This is a genomic window from Bacillus sp. MN7755 (assembly GCF_054771475.1).
In genome coordinates, this window is the sequence record NZ_BTRL01000007.1 from 237,301 (window position 1) to 253,467 (window position 16,167).

The 16,167-nt window shown below is 35.0% G+C and carries 19 protein-coding genes; 15 read left to right on the forward strand and 4 right to left on the reverse strand.

What is annotated here, in order from left to right:
* Positions 1–53 precede the first annotated feature (53 nt).
* The 3 genes from ACYVEC_RS06380 (at position 54) to ACYVEC_RS06390 (ending at position 2,258) form a co-directional block, all read left to right on the forward strand.
* Positions 54–947 (forward strand): LysR family transcriptional regulator, encoded by an 894-nt coding sequence (locus ACYVEC_RS06380; protein ID WP_063221962.1) that lies wholly within the window; start codon positions 54–56, stop codon positions 945–947.
* 304 nt (positions 948–1,251) lie between these two features.
* Positions 1,252–1,764, forward strand: a complete 513-nt coding sequence (locus tag ACYVEC_RS06385; protein WP_063221961.1) for a YjfA family protein — start codon at positions 1,252–1,254, stop codon at positions 1,762–1,764.
* Positions 1,765–1,781: 17 nt separating this feature from the next.
* Positions 1,782–2,258 (forward strand): DUF2690 domain-containing protein, encoded by a 477-nt coding sequence (locus ACYVEC_RS06390; RefSeq protein WP_063221960.1) that lies wholly within the window; start codon positions 1,782–1,784, stop codon positions 2,256–2,258.
* Positions 2,259–2,355: 97 nt separating this feature from the next.
* Here ACYVEC_RS06390 and ACYVEC_RS06395 read toward each other — a convergent pair whose 3' ends face one another.
* Positions 2,356–2,844: a DinB family protein gene (locus ACYVEC_RS06395; protein ID WP_063221959.1), complete on the reverse strand. Its 489-nt coding sequence runs from the start codon at positions 2,842–2,844 to the stop codon at positions 2,356–2,358.
* A gap of 205 nt (positions 2,845–3,049) precedes the next feature.
* On the opposite strand from ACYVEC_RS06395, the gene ACYVEC_RS06400 reads away from it, so the two are divergent.
* Together ACYVEC_RS06400 and ACYVEC_RS06405 are read left to right on the forward strand one after the other, a co-directional pair.
* Positions 3,050–3,505, forward strand: a complete 456-nt coding sequence (locus tag ACYVEC_RS06400; protein ID WP_063221958.1) for a DinB family protein — start codon at positions 3,050–3,052, stop codon at positions 3,503–3,505.
* Between the two features lie 284 nt (positions 3,506–3,789).
* Positions 3,790–4,827: a DUF4003 domain-containing protein gene (locus ACYVEC_RS06405; RefSeq protein ID WP_142332759.1), complete on the forward strand. Its 1,038-nt coding sequence runs from the start codon at positions 3,790–3,792 to the stop codon at positions 4,825–4,827.
* A gap of 134 nt (positions 4,828–4,961) precedes the next feature.
* On the opposite strand, the gene ACYVEC_RS06410 is transcribed toward ACYVEC_RS06405, so the two are convergent.
* The gene (locus ACYVEC_RS06410) at positions 4,962–5,726 is read right to left on the reverse strand and encodes a DUF817 domain-containing protein (RefSeq protein WP_063221956.1); all 765 of its coding nucleotides are present in this window, start codon (positions 5,724–5,726) and stop codon (positions 4,962–4,964) included.
* A 276-nt stretch (positions 5,727–6,002) separates the two neighbouring features.
* Between ACYVEC_RS06410 and ACYVEC_RS06415 the strand changes: the two genes are divergently transcribed.
* The 5 genes from ACYVEC_RS06415 to ACYVEC_RS06435 all read left to right on the forward strand — a co-directional run bounded on the left by ACYVEC_RS06415 (position 6,003) and on the right by ACYVEC_RS06435 (position 10,233).
* Complete coding sequence (locus ACYVEC_RS06415) at positions 6,003–7,037, forward strand: FecCD family ABC transporter permease (RefSeq protein WP_063221955.1); 1,035 nt, start codon at positions 6,003–6,005, stop codon at positions 7,035–7,037.
* The gene (locus tag ACYVEC_RS06420) at positions 7,038–8,054 is read left to right on the forward strand and encodes a FecCD family ABC transporter permease (protein WP_063221954.1); all 1,017 of its coding nucleotides are present in this window, start codon (positions 7,038–7,040) and stop codon (positions 8,052–8,054) included.
* Positions 8,055–8,075: 21 nt separating this feature from the next.
* Entirely contained in the window at positions 8,076–8,984 is a 909-nt protein-coding gene (locus tag ACYVEC_RS06425; RefSeq protein WP_063221953.1) for an iron-hydroxamate ABC transporter substrate-binding protein, read from the forward strand.
* A gap of 218 nt (positions 8,985–9,202) precedes the next feature.
* A complete protein-coding gene (locus tag ACYVEC_RS06430; protein ID WP_063221952.1) occupies positions 9,203–9,754 on the forward strand; it encodes a GNAT family N-acetyltransferase in 552 nt (183 codons plus the stop codon).
* Positions 9,755–10,005: 251 nt separating this feature from the next.
* Positions 10,006–10,233 (forward strand): coiled-coil domain-containing protein, encoded by a 228-nt coding sequence (locus ACYVEC_RS06435; RefSeq protein ID WP_001047302.1) that lies wholly within the window; start codon positions 10,006–10,008, stop codon positions 10,231–10,233.
* A gap of 169 nt (positions 10,234–10,402) precedes the next feature.
* Here ACYVEC_RS06435 and ACYVEC_RS06440 read toward each other — a convergent pair whose 3' ends face one another.
* Positions 10,403–11,728 (reverse strand): ArsB/NhaD family transporter, encoded by a 1,326-nt coding sequence (locus tag ACYVEC_RS06440; RefSeq protein WP_063221951.1) that lies wholly within the window; start codon positions 11,726–11,728, stop codon positions 10,403–10,405.
* 262 nt (positions 11,729–11,990) lie between these two features.
* Between ACYVEC_RS06440 and ACYVEC_RS06445 the strand changes: the two genes are divergently transcribed.
* Both ACYVEC_RS06445 and bshB2 read left to right on the forward strand, forming a co-directional pair.
* Complete coding sequence (locus tag ACYVEC_RS06445; protein ID WP_000407039.1) at positions 11,991–12,341, forward strand: YojF family protein; 351 nt, start codon at positions 11,991–11,993, stop codon at positions 12,339–12,341.
* Positions 12,342–12,356: 15 nt separating this feature from the next.
* Positions 12,357–13,019 carry a bacillithiol biosynthesis deacetylase BshB2 gene (bshB2, locus tag ACYVEC_RS06450; protein ID WP_063221950.1) on the forward strand — a complete coding sequence of 221 codons (663 nt, stop codon included), beginning with the start codon at positions 12,357–12,359 and terminating at the stop codon, positions 13,017–13,019.
* 114 nt (positions 13,020–13,133) lie between these two features.
* Here the strand turns inward: bshB2 and ACYVEC_RS06455 are convergent, their stop codons facing one another.
* The gene (locus ACYVEC_RS06455) at positions 13,134–13,877 is read right to left on the reverse strand and encodes an SDR family NAD(P)-dependent oxidoreductase (RefSeq protein ID WP_060631708.1); all 744 of its coding nucleotides are present in this window, start codon (positions 13,875–13,877) and stop codon (positions 13,134–13,136) included.
* 575 nt (positions 13,878–14,452) lie between these two features.
* Here ACYVEC_RS06455 and ACYVEC_RS06460 point away from each other — a divergent pair.
* The 3 genes from ACYVEC_RS06460 to ACYVEC_RS06470 all read left to right on the forward strand — a co-directional run bounded on the left by ACYVEC_RS06460 (position 14,453) and on the right by ACYVEC_RS06470 (position 16,142).
* Positions 14,453–14,833: a hypothetical protein gene (locus tag ACYVEC_RS06460; RefSeq protein ID WP_063221949.1), complete on the forward strand. Its 381-nt coding sequence runs from the start codon at positions 14,453–14,455 to the stop codon at positions 14,831–14,833.
* A 625-nt stretch (positions 14,834–15,458) separates the two neighbouring features.
* Positions 15,459–15,737 (forward strand): hypothetical protein, encoded by a 279-nt coding sequence (locus ACYVEC_RS06465; RefSeq protein WP_063221948.1) that lies wholly within the window; start codon positions 15,459–15,461, stop codon positions 15,735–15,737.
* Between the two features lie 171 nt (positions 15,738–15,908).
* On the forward strand, positions 15,909–16,142 hold the full coding sequence (locus ACYVEC_RS06470) for a hemolysin XhlA family protein (protein WP_257148972.1): 234 nt from the start codon (positions 15,909–15,911) through the stop codon (positions 16,140–16,142).
* Positions 16,143–16,167: the final 25 nt, after the last annotated feature.

A 16,167-nucleotide genomic window follows, 5' to 3' on the forward strand; every position in this document is an offset into this window, starting at 1 on the left:
TGATTATTTCGATGAAATCAATCGGAAATACCGATTGAAAAGAGGGATGATAAATGGAGATAAAACAATTAATTACATTTAAAGTAGCAGCAGACACTTTGAATTTTACACAAACTGCGAAGAAATTGAACTTTGCTCAATCGAGCGTGACAGCGCAAATTAAAACGTTAGAAGCTGAGCTCGGTACGCCGTTATTTGAAAGATTAGGAAAACGTCTTTTCTTAACTGAAGCGGGCAGGAAGTTTCAATTATATGCTGATAAGATGATTGCACTTAGTAACGAAGCGAAAATGGCTGTGAAAGATGATGAAGAAATAGCTGGTACATTAACAATTGGTGCACAAGAAAGTCAATGTACATATAGGCTTCCTTCTATATTAAAGAGGTTTAAAGCGCAATTTCCACAAATAAAGCTTATATTTAAACCAGCGCATTCCAATAAAGATGCGAAGGAACAATTGATGGAGGGGAAAGTCGATCTTGCATTTATTTTGGACGAATGTAAAGCAGAAGATGCTTTGCATGTGGAGCCACTTATGAAAGAAGAATTAAAAGTAGTAGTTGCTCCAGGGCATTGTTTACTCGAACGACCTTCCGTTTCTATAAAAGATTTAGAGAAGGAAACACTTTTGTTAACAGAACTAGGGTGCTCATATCGGACTTTATTTGAAGAGCTATTTCGTACAAAAGACGTATATCCGACAAATAAGATTGAGTTTGTTAGCGTAGAGGCAATCAAACAATGTGTTATTGCGGATTTAGGTATAGCAGTTTTGCCAGCAATAGTAGTAGAAAAAGATATACGAGAGGGAACGATAAAAGAGTTACATCTAGAAAATACTATCAATCCAATTTTTACACAAATTGCTTGGCATAAAGATAAATGGATGACAGCGCCACTGCAACAATTTATTGATGTAACGAGGGAGTTTTTTACAACGGATTAAGTGGAGAAATATTTATTTTATATAAAAGAAAAAATGGCACTTTTGTATAGAGAGAACCGATGCTTGCGTGTAACAAGTATCGGTTCTTTTGTGTTTTAAATAAAGGATGCAATAAAATGTGTATTTCTCAACTTTTTTTCTTACAAGGATAAGTAAATTTCTTCGTATATTCCAATAACCATAAGGAAATTTACAACGTTTATTCGTTTCTGTAAGATGCCTCTAGGAAGCATGAAAGGAGGGGCGTACATAGGGGATAGATTGTCTTTATCATACGTATTTATTTTGAGGGAGGAGATTGGAAATGTTTAAAAGGTTCATGAAAGTATGTGTGTTAAGTGTAGCGAGTGTAGGGGTATTATTTAGTTTTCAAGGGAGTACATTTGCAGCTACCGATCTTAGTAGTTATTATGACGGGAAAAATCCGGCTACAACGAAAGTGTATGGGGGTAGTGCAACATGTGATGCAGATGGATTTAATGCAAAGTCTACAGCGGTGTATGAAGGTAGCAAAAAAGTAGGAACAGTGTATTTACGTTACAGTAATAAATGTCATGCAGCATGGGCAAAGTTTGTTTTAGATCAACCAGCACCTGCTGTTTCGGGAGGAGTGTACGCGTACGCTGTTGTAAATAAATATAAAAATGGTGTATTCCAAAAATCAGTCACTTCAAATCAGGGGAATGGCACAATAAAAACAGGTCAAACGAGCACGTATACAGGAATGGTATTTGACTTAACTGCTGATTTCGGATACACAGCAGATGCTGAAGCGGTTACGTTTAATAATGGTTACGGGAAAACTGGACGTTATTAATAAAGGAGTGGAATTCTATGAAACTTTTAAAAAAAGTAAGCGCATGTCTTTGTCTGGCTTTGCTCATTGTAACTAGTGTGTTGAGTACAACCAATAATGATAAAGCATATGCGGAAGACCATTCGTATGATGGGAAAAGTCCGTATTATAATAGTTGTGATCAATCAGCAGTAACGAAAGAAAAGAAGTGGATTGATTCCAATTCTTATGTGGAATTAAAATTTAGCACGACGTGTAAAACAGCGTGGGCAAAAGTTACTGTAACCCGTGCAGCAGTTTATAATAACGAAGCTGATGCAAGGATCGTCAGAAAAACTGATGGAAAGGCATATACTTGTGGGAGTGCTGGAGGAAATGGTGTTGTGAATAAAGGGCAAACATCATGCTATACGCCAATGGTATATGATTTTGATCCAAGAAAGGCGCAAGCGCAGGGGAAACATGCCATTCCAAATAGTGATGCATATAATTATGCTGAGACTATTTGGTATTGATGAGGATATGAAAATAGTAGGATAGGAGATTTTAAGAGCATGTTTTGGAAAATAAACAAAACATGCTCGATCTTTTTGGTAGTTTAGAAAAATCGAATTAAATAAGATCTGTATCAGGAGGATTGTATCCAAGGTGACGAGCCATAGATACAATTTGTCCTTTATGATGAAACTCATGAGTCTCCGTATGAGTTAAAAGCCATAGCGGGGTTGTGCTCCAATGTTCTTTTTGCCATTTCACTTCATTTGCTATATTTTCAAGCAAACGGTCATTGTATTCATCTAAAAAACGTTGTACAACCTCATCGACTAACTTAAACCTAGCACGAACTTTCTCGATATCTGCATGCTCAATTTCATAATCACTAGCGAATGAAAAATCTGCTCGTTTTTGCTTAAATGCGAATGATCCAAGCCAGTATCGGTAGCAATCGGCTACATGAAGGTGCGTCTTTATTATGCTACCGCTTCCGAAATTCGGAATAGTGCTATGTAATTTTTCTAGTGGGATTTTTTCCAAAAATGAAAATAGAGTTTCTCTTGTAGAGCTAATAAGATTATATTGTTGTTTTAAAATATCTAACATGCAATTACACTCCTCTTTTATTTACTAAACCATTTGTGTAGTAAGTAATTCTATATTTATGAGGAGTGAACCTTTGTTATTATTTTTACTAAGCATATTAGATGTATTTCTTAATTGTTTCTGATAGATTATACAAGGTGAAACTTTAATAAGTTGAACACTCTTAGCTCATAATAAATTGTACATAAAAAAGGGGAGCGATAAAATGAATAGACTAGTTGGTTTAAAACAATTTGAAATAACGCGTGGGGAATTGCTTAAATTTATGGAGACGCTAGACGATAAAACTGTGGATACGCAGCCAGAAGGCTTTAACAATACAATTCGTTGGCATATTGGTCACGTGTTAACAGCAGCAGAAACTTTTATGTTTGGAAGAGAGTTTAAACAATTACCAACGGAATATCCAGGTATGTTTGGATATGGATCAAGACCATCTAAATGGACAACAGAAGGACCATCATTAGAAGTGTTAACGGCCCAATTAAAAGAACAAGCAAAACGTATTAACGAAATTCCAGCAGAAGCATTTGAAAACAAACTTCCAGAGCCATTCCTAGGATTGGAAACAGTTGGTGAGCTTTACGGTATGATGCTTTATCATGAAGCAGATCATATTGGGCAAATGAAGGCCATGGAACGTATTATTAAGGTTCTTTAGTTTTGGATGAAATTTATTTGCGTATAAAAACGAACTCCAGATGTTTTATCAAAATTGAGGTGTAGATAGTTACAACTTTCTTTTTCACAATAATATATAGACAAAAAAAGGATAGATAATTTATTATCTATCCTTTTTGGGTTGTTGAAATTCTTGAAGGATTAGGGATTATGAGCGCTTATTATCTTGATGTTTCTGATGTAATTATTTTTTGTTTTATTTAATAGAAAATACCGAAGAAAGTATAGATTGCAAAAACTGTATGAAATATAGTATTCCTAAATATGGAATATACGTATAATAAAAGAGAAGAACTAGAAATAGGGGTGAATACTATGATTACATTGGAACAAAAGTTGGAGCAATACACACATACATATGCACAGTTAAAGGAAGAACTAAAATGGAAAACGAGTGATTCTCGAACAGGAATGATGATTGCTGCTATGTATGCAAGCAGTGATAAATTATTTGATCTCGGACGTTTTTTAGAACTTAGTAGTTATATTAAGAATCAGGTAGGAATGTTTTCATACTTAAAGTCTTATCATCGCTTTGTGGTAGCCGCAACATTAGATATACACTTTACAGATTACAAGAAAGCTTTTCGAAACTTTTTAGATTTATATGAAAAATTGGTCGCTGGTGGTTTTAGCCGGAGTATATTTACTTATCTTGCAGCAGCTGTGCTTTTAACAGAAGATAATGAACAGTATGGCACGCACATTCAGCGTTCGATGCAAGTATATAAACGAATGAAAGAGGATCATCTTTTTCTTACAGGTACAAATGATTATCCGCTCGCGGTTTTACTAGCAGGGCAATCAGAGAATGTAGAAGCACTTATGGACCGAGTGGAACGTCTTTATCAGAAACTAGCGGCAGCTGGTTTGCGTAAAGGGAATGATCTTCAATTTCTAAGTCATATTCTTTCACTAAAGAAGGATGTCCGTGAAGAAATGTTAGTTGCAACATGCACAAACATATGGAAGTTATTAAAGCGAGAAAAGGTAAAAGTGAAACAGATGCATTATCCCGCTATCGGGCTACTAGCGTTACTTGAGGATGGAGAAAAAGAGATTCATTCTATTAAAGCATTGATTGAAAAATTGCAGGGGGAGAAATTGTTCCGTTGGCATACAGATACCAATATTCTTATTGCTATTCAACTGTTCGTAAGTCAGAAAAGTGGGGAAAGTAAAGCTACCAACACAGGCTTACAAACAATGATAGAAGTCCTCATACAGGCACAACAGGCAGCTATGATGGCAACGATTGCCGCTTCATCTGTAGCAACCTCCTCCGCTAGTAGTAGTTCATAATGTGCAACTGCTTATGCACTTGTAAATTATGATGAATTTATAACTCCTTTGATGAGGGCGGTTTAAAAAATATTATTAAAAAAGGCACATCACTCTCTAATGAGTGATGTGCTAACTTTTTTACATAATCAGCATTATCTTTTCGACTCTTTCAAATGTTTAAGTTGTGTAACAATCATAATGCTAATAACAACGAGTAAAAACCATGAACTAATTTTGCTTAAGTGAACGAGATTCCATGCTTCCCGTTGATTTGGATATTGCCATGCTCCGAAAAATGTTGCGATGTTTTCTGCAATCCAAATAAAGAATCCGATAAGGAAAAAGGAGAGAACGAGCGGCATTTTATATGTAACGCCTCGTAATGAAAACTCCACAAATGTCCGAAAGAAAACGATGAATAGAAGTAAAGTTAATACCCATCTAAAGTCATATAGAAAATGATGTGTGAAAAAATTGAAGTAAATCATTGCTCCTAGAGGTATTGCAAAAATAGCTTTCGGCCAATGGTACATTTGTAAATGCATTCTTCTCCACGCTTGGCATATGTAACTCGCGACACTTGCATACATAAACCCGCTGTAAAGTGGAACTCCAAACACTTTTGAATATGCCTCTTCAGGATAACTCCATGAACCGAAATGTACTTTATATATTTCTAGTAAAAGGCCGATGAGGTGGAAGACAGTAATTACTTTTAATTCGTCTTTCGTCTCAAGTCCAGTCTTATACATAAACAACTGCATAAGAAGACATACGATGAGTATGAAATCATAGCGATATAACCCTGGGATAGAAACGATTTTTGAAAGGGCTAGTGTTAAAAAAATAACGACTGGAAATAAGCAAGATAATGCTTGCTCGTAAGTGAAATGTAGTAGTTGTTTTATATAGAACATTGTGTCTCCTTCGATATTTTTTGTTAGAAAACTCAAAATAATGACTAAGTATACTACAATTTTAAAAATAAGCTAGTAGTCTATTTTGCGTGTATTTGTAAGTTTTGGAAGGGAATTGTAATAAGTATTTTAATATTTAGCGAAGTGAAAAAATAGTTTGCTATTTAAAAAAAGTGGCGATATAATATCTAAATGAAAATGATAATTATTATCAATATTAATTATAAATAAAAAATAATTATAAAAAACAACTGAATATAAAGGATGAAATGAAACATGTTACATAAGTCTACTATACGTGCTGGCAATAACCGCTGGATACATATTAAGTTTATATGTTTTATGAGCTTAACAATTATATGTTTAATTGGATCTATATTTTTGGCCGTCGCATTTGGTGCAAAGGATATTCATTTGCAAACGGTGTGGACAGCGGTTTTTGATTACAATCCGAAATTAACGCAGCATCAAATCATTTACGAATTAAGGCTCCCAAGGGTAATTGGCGCAGCAGTTGTAGGAGCGGCTTTTGCAGTCGCTGGGGCTGTTATGCAAGGAGTAACACGAAATCCTTTAGCTGATGCAGGTGTACTTGGCATAAATGCAGGTGCGATGTTTGTAGTAGCACTTAGTTTTGCCTTTTTTCCGCATATGCCGTATTCCTATTTGATGATTGTCTCCTTTATTGGAGCGGTTTTAAGTACAGTACTCATTTTTATTATCGGATCAGCAACATCAGGCGGATTAACACCGATGAGGTTAACGATTGCTGGAGCGGTTATGGCAGCACTTTTACATTCGTTAAGTTCAGGTATTGCAATTTATTATGATTTAAGCCAAGATTTAGCGTTTTGGTATGCTGGTGGTGTTGCGGGGGTTAAGTGGGAACACCTGAAATTTTTAGTTCCTATTATTTTCATAACAATTGTTTTTGCTGCATCGATAGGGCGGTCTATTTCACTCATATCAATGGGGGATGACGTCGCTACAAATTTAGGAGTGAAAACGAGCCGAACGAGAATACTAGGGATGATTATAGTAGTCATCCTTGCAGGTGTATCTGTTTCAGCTGTTGGTTCTATTGGATTTGTAGGACTAGTCATTCCGCATATTGCTAGAAAATTAGTTGGTGTTAATTATCGACTCATTATTCCTATGTCGGCGTTATTAGGAGCTATGTTATTAGTTTTAGCTGACCTAGGGGCAAGAACAGTAAATCCTCCTAAAGAACTTGCGATAGGAATTATGGTAGCTCTTGTTGGAGTCCCGTTCTTCCTCTATATAGCACGTAAAGTTGGGAGGGAGTTGTAAGTGAAGAAGATTTTAAACACGGATAAAAAGAGAGCCGTTACTGTAACTACAATATTTGGGTGTGTTGGTATCGCTGTCATTTTGCTTGGCTTAAATACGGGGACACTTAGCATTGCACCGCTCAAAGTAATTCAAACGCTTTTCGGTTATGGTGATTTTGAAAGTGCAACCGTGCTATACGATTATCGTATGCCAAGAATTATAATCACAATGTTAGCTGGTATTGGCCTTGGAGTTTCCGGTGCGATTTTGCAAGGGTTATCACGTAATGCACTTGCAGATCCTGGTATTCTTGGACTGCATGCAGGTGCATCTTTTGGGCTAATTCTATTCGTTACTTTCTTTCATTCTATTAATGAGAATGCATCGATTTTAATACCGTTATTTACATTTGGCGGGGGAGTGTTAGCTGCATTTTTAATTATTTTACTTGCGAGTGATCGATCAAAAGGTTTACTTCCCATTAGACTTATTCTCGTTGGTATTGCTGTTTCAGCTGGATTTAGTGCGATTTCGTTATTTTTCTCTCTCAAGTTAAATGATGAGACGTATATATTCGCTTCTAGATGGCTCGTTGGTAACGTGTGGGGAAGGGATTGGATTCATGTTCTAGCATTATTACCTTGGATTTTCATACTAACCCCGTATGCGTGGCTAAAATCTAAAACGTTAAATGCACTGTCATTAGGTGATAGTGTAGCAGCAGGACTTGGTGTTTCTGTTCAAAAAGAACGGTTGCTACTTTTAGCTACAGCGGTTGGATTATCGTGCGCAAGTGTATCGATGGCAGGAGGGATTGGTTTTATCGGTTTAGTTGCCCCGCATATCGCAAGAAAGTTAGTAGGCACTACCTATCAACATTTCCTTCCGCTAGCTGGCATTATCGGCATGATTATTTTAGTACTAGCAGATACGATAGGTCGTTCTATATTTGAGCCAAATTCTATTCCAGCTGGTGTAGTAGTGGCCGCTTTAGGAGCACCTTATTTTCTTTATTTACTTACAAAAACAAAATAAATACTTCAAAGAGGAGAACATATGAAAAAGAAACTTACTATTTTATTTAGCATTATGTGTATTTTAGTATTAGCAGCATGTGGTCAAACGAGATCTAATGAAGAGGCAACGAAAAAAACAGAAAAAAGTAATGATCCAAAAATTGCTTCTATGTCTATTCATTTAACGAATAATTTACTTGCATTAGGAATTACACCGGTAGGTTCTGTAATTGGTGGAGATTTAAAAGATTTCCTACCACACGCAAAAGAACAGCTGAAAGATACGAAGAAACTTGGTGTTGTAACAGATCCGAATATGGAAGCGTTACTTCAGTTAAAACCATCTGAAATTTATGTAGATGAAAAATACGCGGGCAAAGATTTAGCGAAATACGAAAAAATTGCAAAAACACATTCTTTCAACTTAGATGAAGGTACGTGGAGAGATCAGTTAAAACAAGTTGGTAAACTTGTAAACCGTGAGAAAGAAGCGGATAAATATATTCAAGATTACGAAGAGCAATCAAAACGAGTAAAAAGTTTAATAGATAAAGAGTTAGGTAATAACGAAAAAGTAATGGCAATTCGCGTTACTGCAAAAGAATTACGAGTATTTAGCACGAAAAGACCGATGGGACCAATTTTATTCCAAGACTTAGGATTACAACCTGCAAATGGTGTAGAGAAAATCGATGGAAATCGTCCTTTTGAAGTCATTTCACAAGAAGTATTACCTGACTTTGATGCAGATGCGATTTTCGTTGTTGTAAACAGAGACGATAAAGCAAAAGCGGCATTTAAACAATTACAAGAAACACCAATTTGGAAAGACTTAAAAGCTGTTAAAGGCAAGCACGTATACATTATCAATGACCAACCATGGCTTGACTATTCTGCTTTAGGTAACAAAATGGCAATGGATGAAGCGGAGAAAATGTTTACGAAATAATAGAGTTTTGCTATTAGGAAAGGCCCTCTGAATTTGGAGGGCCTTTTTGTTATTGTTAGAATAAATAAAAAATTATACAATGAATTTAATTTAATGTAGAGGAGATGTGCCAATGTCAGCGCTTATTGTAAGTATCCCGTTTATAAAACAGTTTATGGAACAAGGGGATAAATAGACTAAAATAAGTGTCCCCGTTATTAAAAAAGGGGGAATTTGAAATGACGATGAATCTTTTTCAAAATAAAACTGTTAAATTATCCGCTATTAGAGAATCAGATGCTAAAGTAATGGCTATGTGGCAAGAAGATAGTGAGTATTTAAGAAATGTCGATACAGATGTAGCGTTTCCACAATCGTTACAAGAAATAGCAAGTGATGGGCTATTAAAGGGACGGAGATCGAATAGTGTATCTTTCATGTTGAGGACAGTTCAAGATGATCGCTTAATTGGTTTTGTGGCAATTCATGGCATAGAGTGGAATAACAGAACGGGTTTATTAGCCATTGGTATAGGAGATGCAAATGATAGAGGGAAGGGATATGGAAGAGAAGCAATCCATCTTATCTTAAAATATGCTTTCTATGAATTGAATTTACACCGCGTTGGTCTGGATGTTATTTCTTATAATAAAGCTGCTATTGAGTTGTATAAAAAGATGGGTTTTCAGATAGAAGGCTGTATGAGAGAAGCAGTGCAAAGAGATGGGAAGTGTTTTGATCGTATCATTATGGGGATATTGCGGGATGAATGGATAGAGCTACAAGGTTAGAAAATACATTCTAAATTATATATGTAGTATGCAGGAGATATAATGATAATTGGCGAAAATTTACAGTGTACTGATTGAATTTATCCCGCGTTAACGGGCAGTAAAACTCCCACCTCAAAATTCAGTTGGAGCAAAGAAGTTAGGTGGGAGATCAACTGTCCGTAAACGTCCGATTGGTTCAACTAATAATCAGTGGGAGATGAACAAAACCCCCACTGATTAAAGTTTCACTTTATAAGGAGCTATGCAAAATGAATTTAGAAAAAGCAAAACCAGTAAATGAAGAGGTCGCTGAATTAAAAGAGCTAATTAAAGAATTGCACGGAAGTGTACATCAACTGCAAAGCGAAGTGCAGCAACTAAGGCACGAAAGACCGGTTGTTGAGGTGAGGAAAGGTGTTCAATTATCGCCAGCAATCGTCGGACAAATTGGTGGTATGATTTTAGGTGGATTAGCAATTATAGGTATATTTTGGTGATAAAAAAGGTATGCAGTTTAACGCTGCATACCTTTTTTAGTGTCGTTATTTGTTGGTAAATCGATATTCTCTGTCGAACCGTCGATATATTTAGAAAATCGTTGATATATTCGAAGAAACGATCGATATATTTTAAAAACCGTCGATATAATTTCACACACCATAACATCTACATTAAATAACGTAAATATATATAAGCGTGTGATAACAATAATGCAATAATTGTTAACGGAAAACCAATTTTTAAGAAGTCCATATAAGAGAAAGCATGTCCTTCACGTTTCGCAATACCAGCAACGACTACGTTTGCTGATGCTCCGATTAATGTTCCGTTTCCTCCTAAGCAAGCTCCAAGTGATAACGCCCACCATAGTACTTCGATTTGCGGGGAATCGACAGATAGTCCGAGCCCTGTAGCTAAATCTTGAATAAGCGGGATCATCGTTGCGACAAATGGGATGTTGTCAATTGTTGCAGATGCGATGCCAGATACCCATAAAATAAGTACCGCAGCGAAACCGATATCGCCATTTGTTACGTCGAGTACTTCTTTTGCGAGTGAAGAAATAAGCCCAATATCAATTAACCCGCCAACGAGAACGAATAGTCCGGCGAAGAAGAAAATGGTTACCCATTCAACGTGAGCAAATACATCTTCAATATCATGTTCTTTTACTCCGATTAGCATAAGAAGTGTAGCGCCTGTCATTGCAATTACCGCAGCGTCTACATGAATAATGGAATGAAGTACAAAGCCTAAAATAGTTAGTCCTAAAATCGAAATGGATTTTAAAAGGAGGCTTTGATCTTTAATATAATCTTTTTCGTTTAATTCCATTAATATTTTAATTTGTTCAGTTGTTGTTTTTAGTTTGTTGCGATACAGGAAGTAAATAATGCCAAGTGTAACGATAGAAATAATAATTACGATTGGAGCTAAGTTTAGTAAAAAGGCATTAAAATCTAAATGCTTATTTGCCGATCCGATCATTATGTTAGGTGGATCACCGATTAATGTTGCTGTTCCGCCTATATTTGAAAAAAGCACTTCTGAAATCAAATAAGGAACAGGGTTTACTTTTAAAATACGTGTAATGGATAGTGTAACAGGTACGATTAGTAAAACGGTTGTTACATTGTCCAAAAATGCTGATCCGACAGCAGTTAATAAGGATAGTAATAATAAAATGCGGATTGGTTTTCCGCCAGCTGCCTTCGCTGCTTTAATGGCCACAAATTCAAATACGCCCGATTGGCTCGTAATATGTACGAGAATCATCATCCCAATTAAAAGGGTGATCGTTTCCCATTGAATATGTGATGTGAAAGCAGTATGTAAGTCTACAATTCCAAAAATAATCATAATAGCAGCGCCGAATAGTGCGATTACAGCACGATTCAATTTCTCAGAAATAATAAATCCGTACGTGACTAAAAATACGGCAATTGCAAAATAATATTGCCAATTTGCTACTTCATGTGCTGATTGTTCCAATCATGTCACCTTCTTCAAAGTATGTATTAAATTGTCAAAATGTATCCCGTTATATGAATACGGGATAAAATATATTGTAGCAAATTCAAAAAAGAAAGAAAACTATTTAACAAAGTGAAGGAAAAAATGATGATTTTACATATGATATAAAAAAATAAAGAAACACAGTGCAAATTATTAGGAAAAGTGGGCGTTGTCCTCTAATATAGAGATAGCAATTTACATTATTTTTGCGTAAAATGGTTTAAAGAGGTGAATTCCGATGGAAATAGTAAAAGATAGTTCTCTTATTCAAAATGAAATTGAACGTTTTGTAAATAAAGATGTATATATTCATTTAGAAACGACGAACGGAGCGTACGCGTCACACTTTAATGAAAAGATGATGACAGTTGGAGCATTCATTCGAAATGCAATTATTCGCTTTGAACGCGGAAAGATTACTGGAACGAATCCATATCGAGTTGGTTTAAAAATGGATCATGGCTGGGTATATGCTGAAGGTATTACGCACTGGGAAGTAGACGATAAAGAACGTTTATTACTTGCAGGGCATGATAATCAAGGTCGTTTAGCAGTTGCGCTTGAGTTAAGCTTAACGCCATTTAAGTAAGAAGGAGGGAAACTTATGGAGAGACATGTACTTGTTGTATTTCCGCATCCAGATGATGAAGCATTTGCTGCGGGAGGAACAATTCGCTTATTAACAGATCAAGGAGTACCTGTAACATATGCATGTGGTACTTTAGGACAAATGGGACGTAACATGGGGAAAAACGTGTTCGCTAACCGTGAAACGATTCCAAATATCCGTAAAAAAGAATTGAAAGATGCATGTGAAGCGATGGGGATCAAAGATTTAAGAATGCTTGGTTTCCATGATAAAACGTTAGAATTTGAAGATGTTGATTTCGTTGCTGATAAAATTGAAGCGATCATTCAAGAAGTAAATCCATCTCGAATTATTACATTTTATCCAGAGCACGGCGTACATCCAGATCATGATGCATTTGGCCGCGCTGTTGTTCGCGCTGTATCGCGTATGCCAAAAGAAGAACGTCCAGTCATTCATGCGGTTGCGATTACGAAAAATCGCGAAGCTGTACTGGGTGAGCCGGATGTTGTAAATAATATTAGTGAAGTATTCGAGCATAAATTAGCTGCACTAGGTGCGCACCGTTCGCAAACAGAAGCGATGCTTGAAGAAACACACGCGAAAATCAAAAACAAAGATGCAGCAACATTAAAATGGTTGCAACTTGAACAATTTTGGACTTATAAATGGGAGTAGGCTAGAAGGGAATCTTCTAGTAGCTCTTACATAGAAAAAGCACCGTCATTTGTGACGGTGCTTTTTTTGTTGAAGACTATATATTTCTTAGAGATATGCTTCAAGGTTTTAAAATTAATGTGCAGTATAGCCTCCATCAACAAGAAGTGTTGTACCATTAACAAAACTAGCATCATCACTTGCTAAAAATAAGACAGCTTTTGCTACTTCTTCTGGTGTTCCAAGTCTGCCTTGTGGATGAAGTGAAGCTAAATATTCTTTCTGTTGAGGATTAACACTACTAAGTAAAGGGGTATCAATATAGCCAGGGCAGACCGCGTTAATACGTATTCCATATTTAGCGTAGGCAGTACATAAATTTTGAGTTAATAGTTTCACACCACCTTTTGCAGATGAGTATGCTGTTGGGGTAGGTAATGAAACAAAACTATGAATCGAACCAGCATTAACGATGACACCGCCTGTACCTTGTTTAAGAAATTGTTCAATCGAATATTTATCAGAAAGGAATACCCCAGACAAGTTAATATCAATGGTTCTTTTCCATTTTTCGTAGGATAATTCGTTTGCCGGTGCATCATCAGCAACGCCGGCATTAGCATACATAATATCTAATTTACCGTATGTACTTACTGTCTCATGGATTAGCTGTTTAATATCTGCCTCTTTTGTTACATCGGTTTTAATAAATAACGTATTATATCCATGTGCATTCAATTCATCTGATAGATCTTTTCCACGTTCAGAAAAGTCAGCAATAACTACTTTTGCACCTTCTTTGATAAAAAGACGAACAGTAGATTCGCCAATTCCACTTGCACCACCAGTTATGATCGCTACTTTGTCTTTTAATTTCATATAAACCTCTCCATTCATCAATGAATTTAAGTCGAATTTTTTTAATTTGGTTATATTACCATTAACCTTAAATAGTAAGTAGATAGAAGAAAAAGCTTGCGTTTACTTAATTGTGAGAGTGCTATTTTTTTTATTGTAATTTTTTATACAGTGATGGACGAAAATATTAATTAAGTCAATTTTATCATTAGATTGAATATTCTGTAAAGTGTTCTCGAATAGGGTGAGTGCTGAAGCTAAACTACTGATCTACATAGATATAACGAGGGAGATTTACATATAGTTGCTCTTTGTATTTTATTAATTAACAAATTTTCAAACTTGCTGATGATGTAGTGGAATTAAATGAGTCGGTTGTTTTCAGATTGAATCAGAACTAAAAACAGCAAAAATAAATTGTTGAATAATAATTATTTATTGAAAAACGATAAACAACATGTTAATATCAAATTGGAAATTAGTAAGAGAGGTGTTTTTTATAAAATGTAAAACGAATGTTATGTACTAAAAAGAAATTGATAGAAATTAGGAAAGTTATATATTTTAATAGCAAAAAAAGAAAAGGGAGTTAGAGCATGATTAATAAAACAGTAAAGAAAGTTATCTTGATTGCAGGTGGTTTGTATATTACATATTTAGTAGGTGTAGCCATATTAGCGGAATCTATACCATATCCTACATCTCAACAACTTAAAGAAGCCGAAAAAGTAGTTGAACGTTATATAGGTGAAAATAATGGAGTTAAACTGATAAATACATCTAGCAGCTTCACGGCTGAGATGTTCGATCGTTCAATTCATATTGAAGGGAATTCAAAAGAGAATCCGGAACAAGTATTTCGAATGGATTTAGATCGAGTTTCTAATGAAAATGAAAGAATAACAGAAAAATTGATAAATAATATTTGTAAATCAAATGATGGAGGCAAGAATTTTACGTGTGTTGATGCTGAATAGCTAAAGGTGGGATGTGTAGCAGCATAGTAACGGTTAATAACTACTTTCTAGTTAAATAGGAAAAAGCCTCACAGGGGGGCGAGGCTTTAAACAGGGTATTAAAAATTATCGATTCATTAAGAATAACTTCTTTTGAATAAACTAATTTTAGCATGATAACTCATGTATATGTGTTACGAATTTATGAACAAAAAATCAATGATAAGAATATAGAAAAGATAATAATTTATTTGTAATCTGTATCATTACATAAAGTTCGAGTGGCATAGAGAGTATACTTTTGTATGGTGTAATAAAGATATAGTCTGCCTACGGAAATAGGTAGGCTATTTTTTATAAAGAAAAGGCAACTTGAGGTAAAGTCCTTGTTAAGAAATAGGATAAGAACAAGACTTTTTAAGGAGAGATAAGGTCGTTCAACAGATAAAGATATTGTATTTGAAACACGTGATTATTCGTGGATTAAGTTCTATTTTTGATGAAAAATCTATAAAAGACATTACAATCCCTAGAACTGATATTTAGTAATGATTTGCAAGAAACATATATTTTGAATTATTTAATAGAATAATATATATTTATATTGATTTAATGATTATAGTTTGTTAAAAATGGGGAAATCAATATGAAGGTTAAATTTGCCGTAATAAAAGATGAGAACTTTGATTGTAGTTTATTGGAAACAAAATTATTGAAAACTTTTAAAGAAGTAGATTGTGAAGCAGATATTGTAAAGGTTGAGGATGAAATTTTTGAAAACAATGACATACAAATGAATTTATCAGAAATAACCATTAATGTTACTGGGGAAAATATGGGGTATAGGTTCGTTTCAGCTAGTATATTTATTGTTTTAGAGAGTTTATCAATACAGCTGTTTCGTATTAATATTAGTATACATTAAGCAGCTAAAAAAGTGGACTCTTCATAAAATTATACTGACTATATTGAGTTGTAAATATGAAAATGTTGATTAAAACAATAGAAATTATCGTAGGTGCTCCCGGATGTTGGATTGCACCTTGTTTGTTGTTAAATAAACAAGGGGTTCCTTTTCAAATTTTAATTTATCTTAATCGCATATTATCTTAACGCTGAAATTGACAGTCTCAAGGCTGAGCAAAAAGAAATTATGAGAGACATTCGAAATTTAGAAATGCGTACCACGGTTAATGAGAAAGACATAGCAACAATCAATAAGCAATTAGAAAAAATAAGTGCAAACACAACTTGGATTTTGCGGATTATTATTAGTGCGATAGTAATGTCAAAAAGGGATGATTTAATCTTGCGAAATAGGACGATATAAAAGAAAGAGGGGAGCTCCCTCTTAC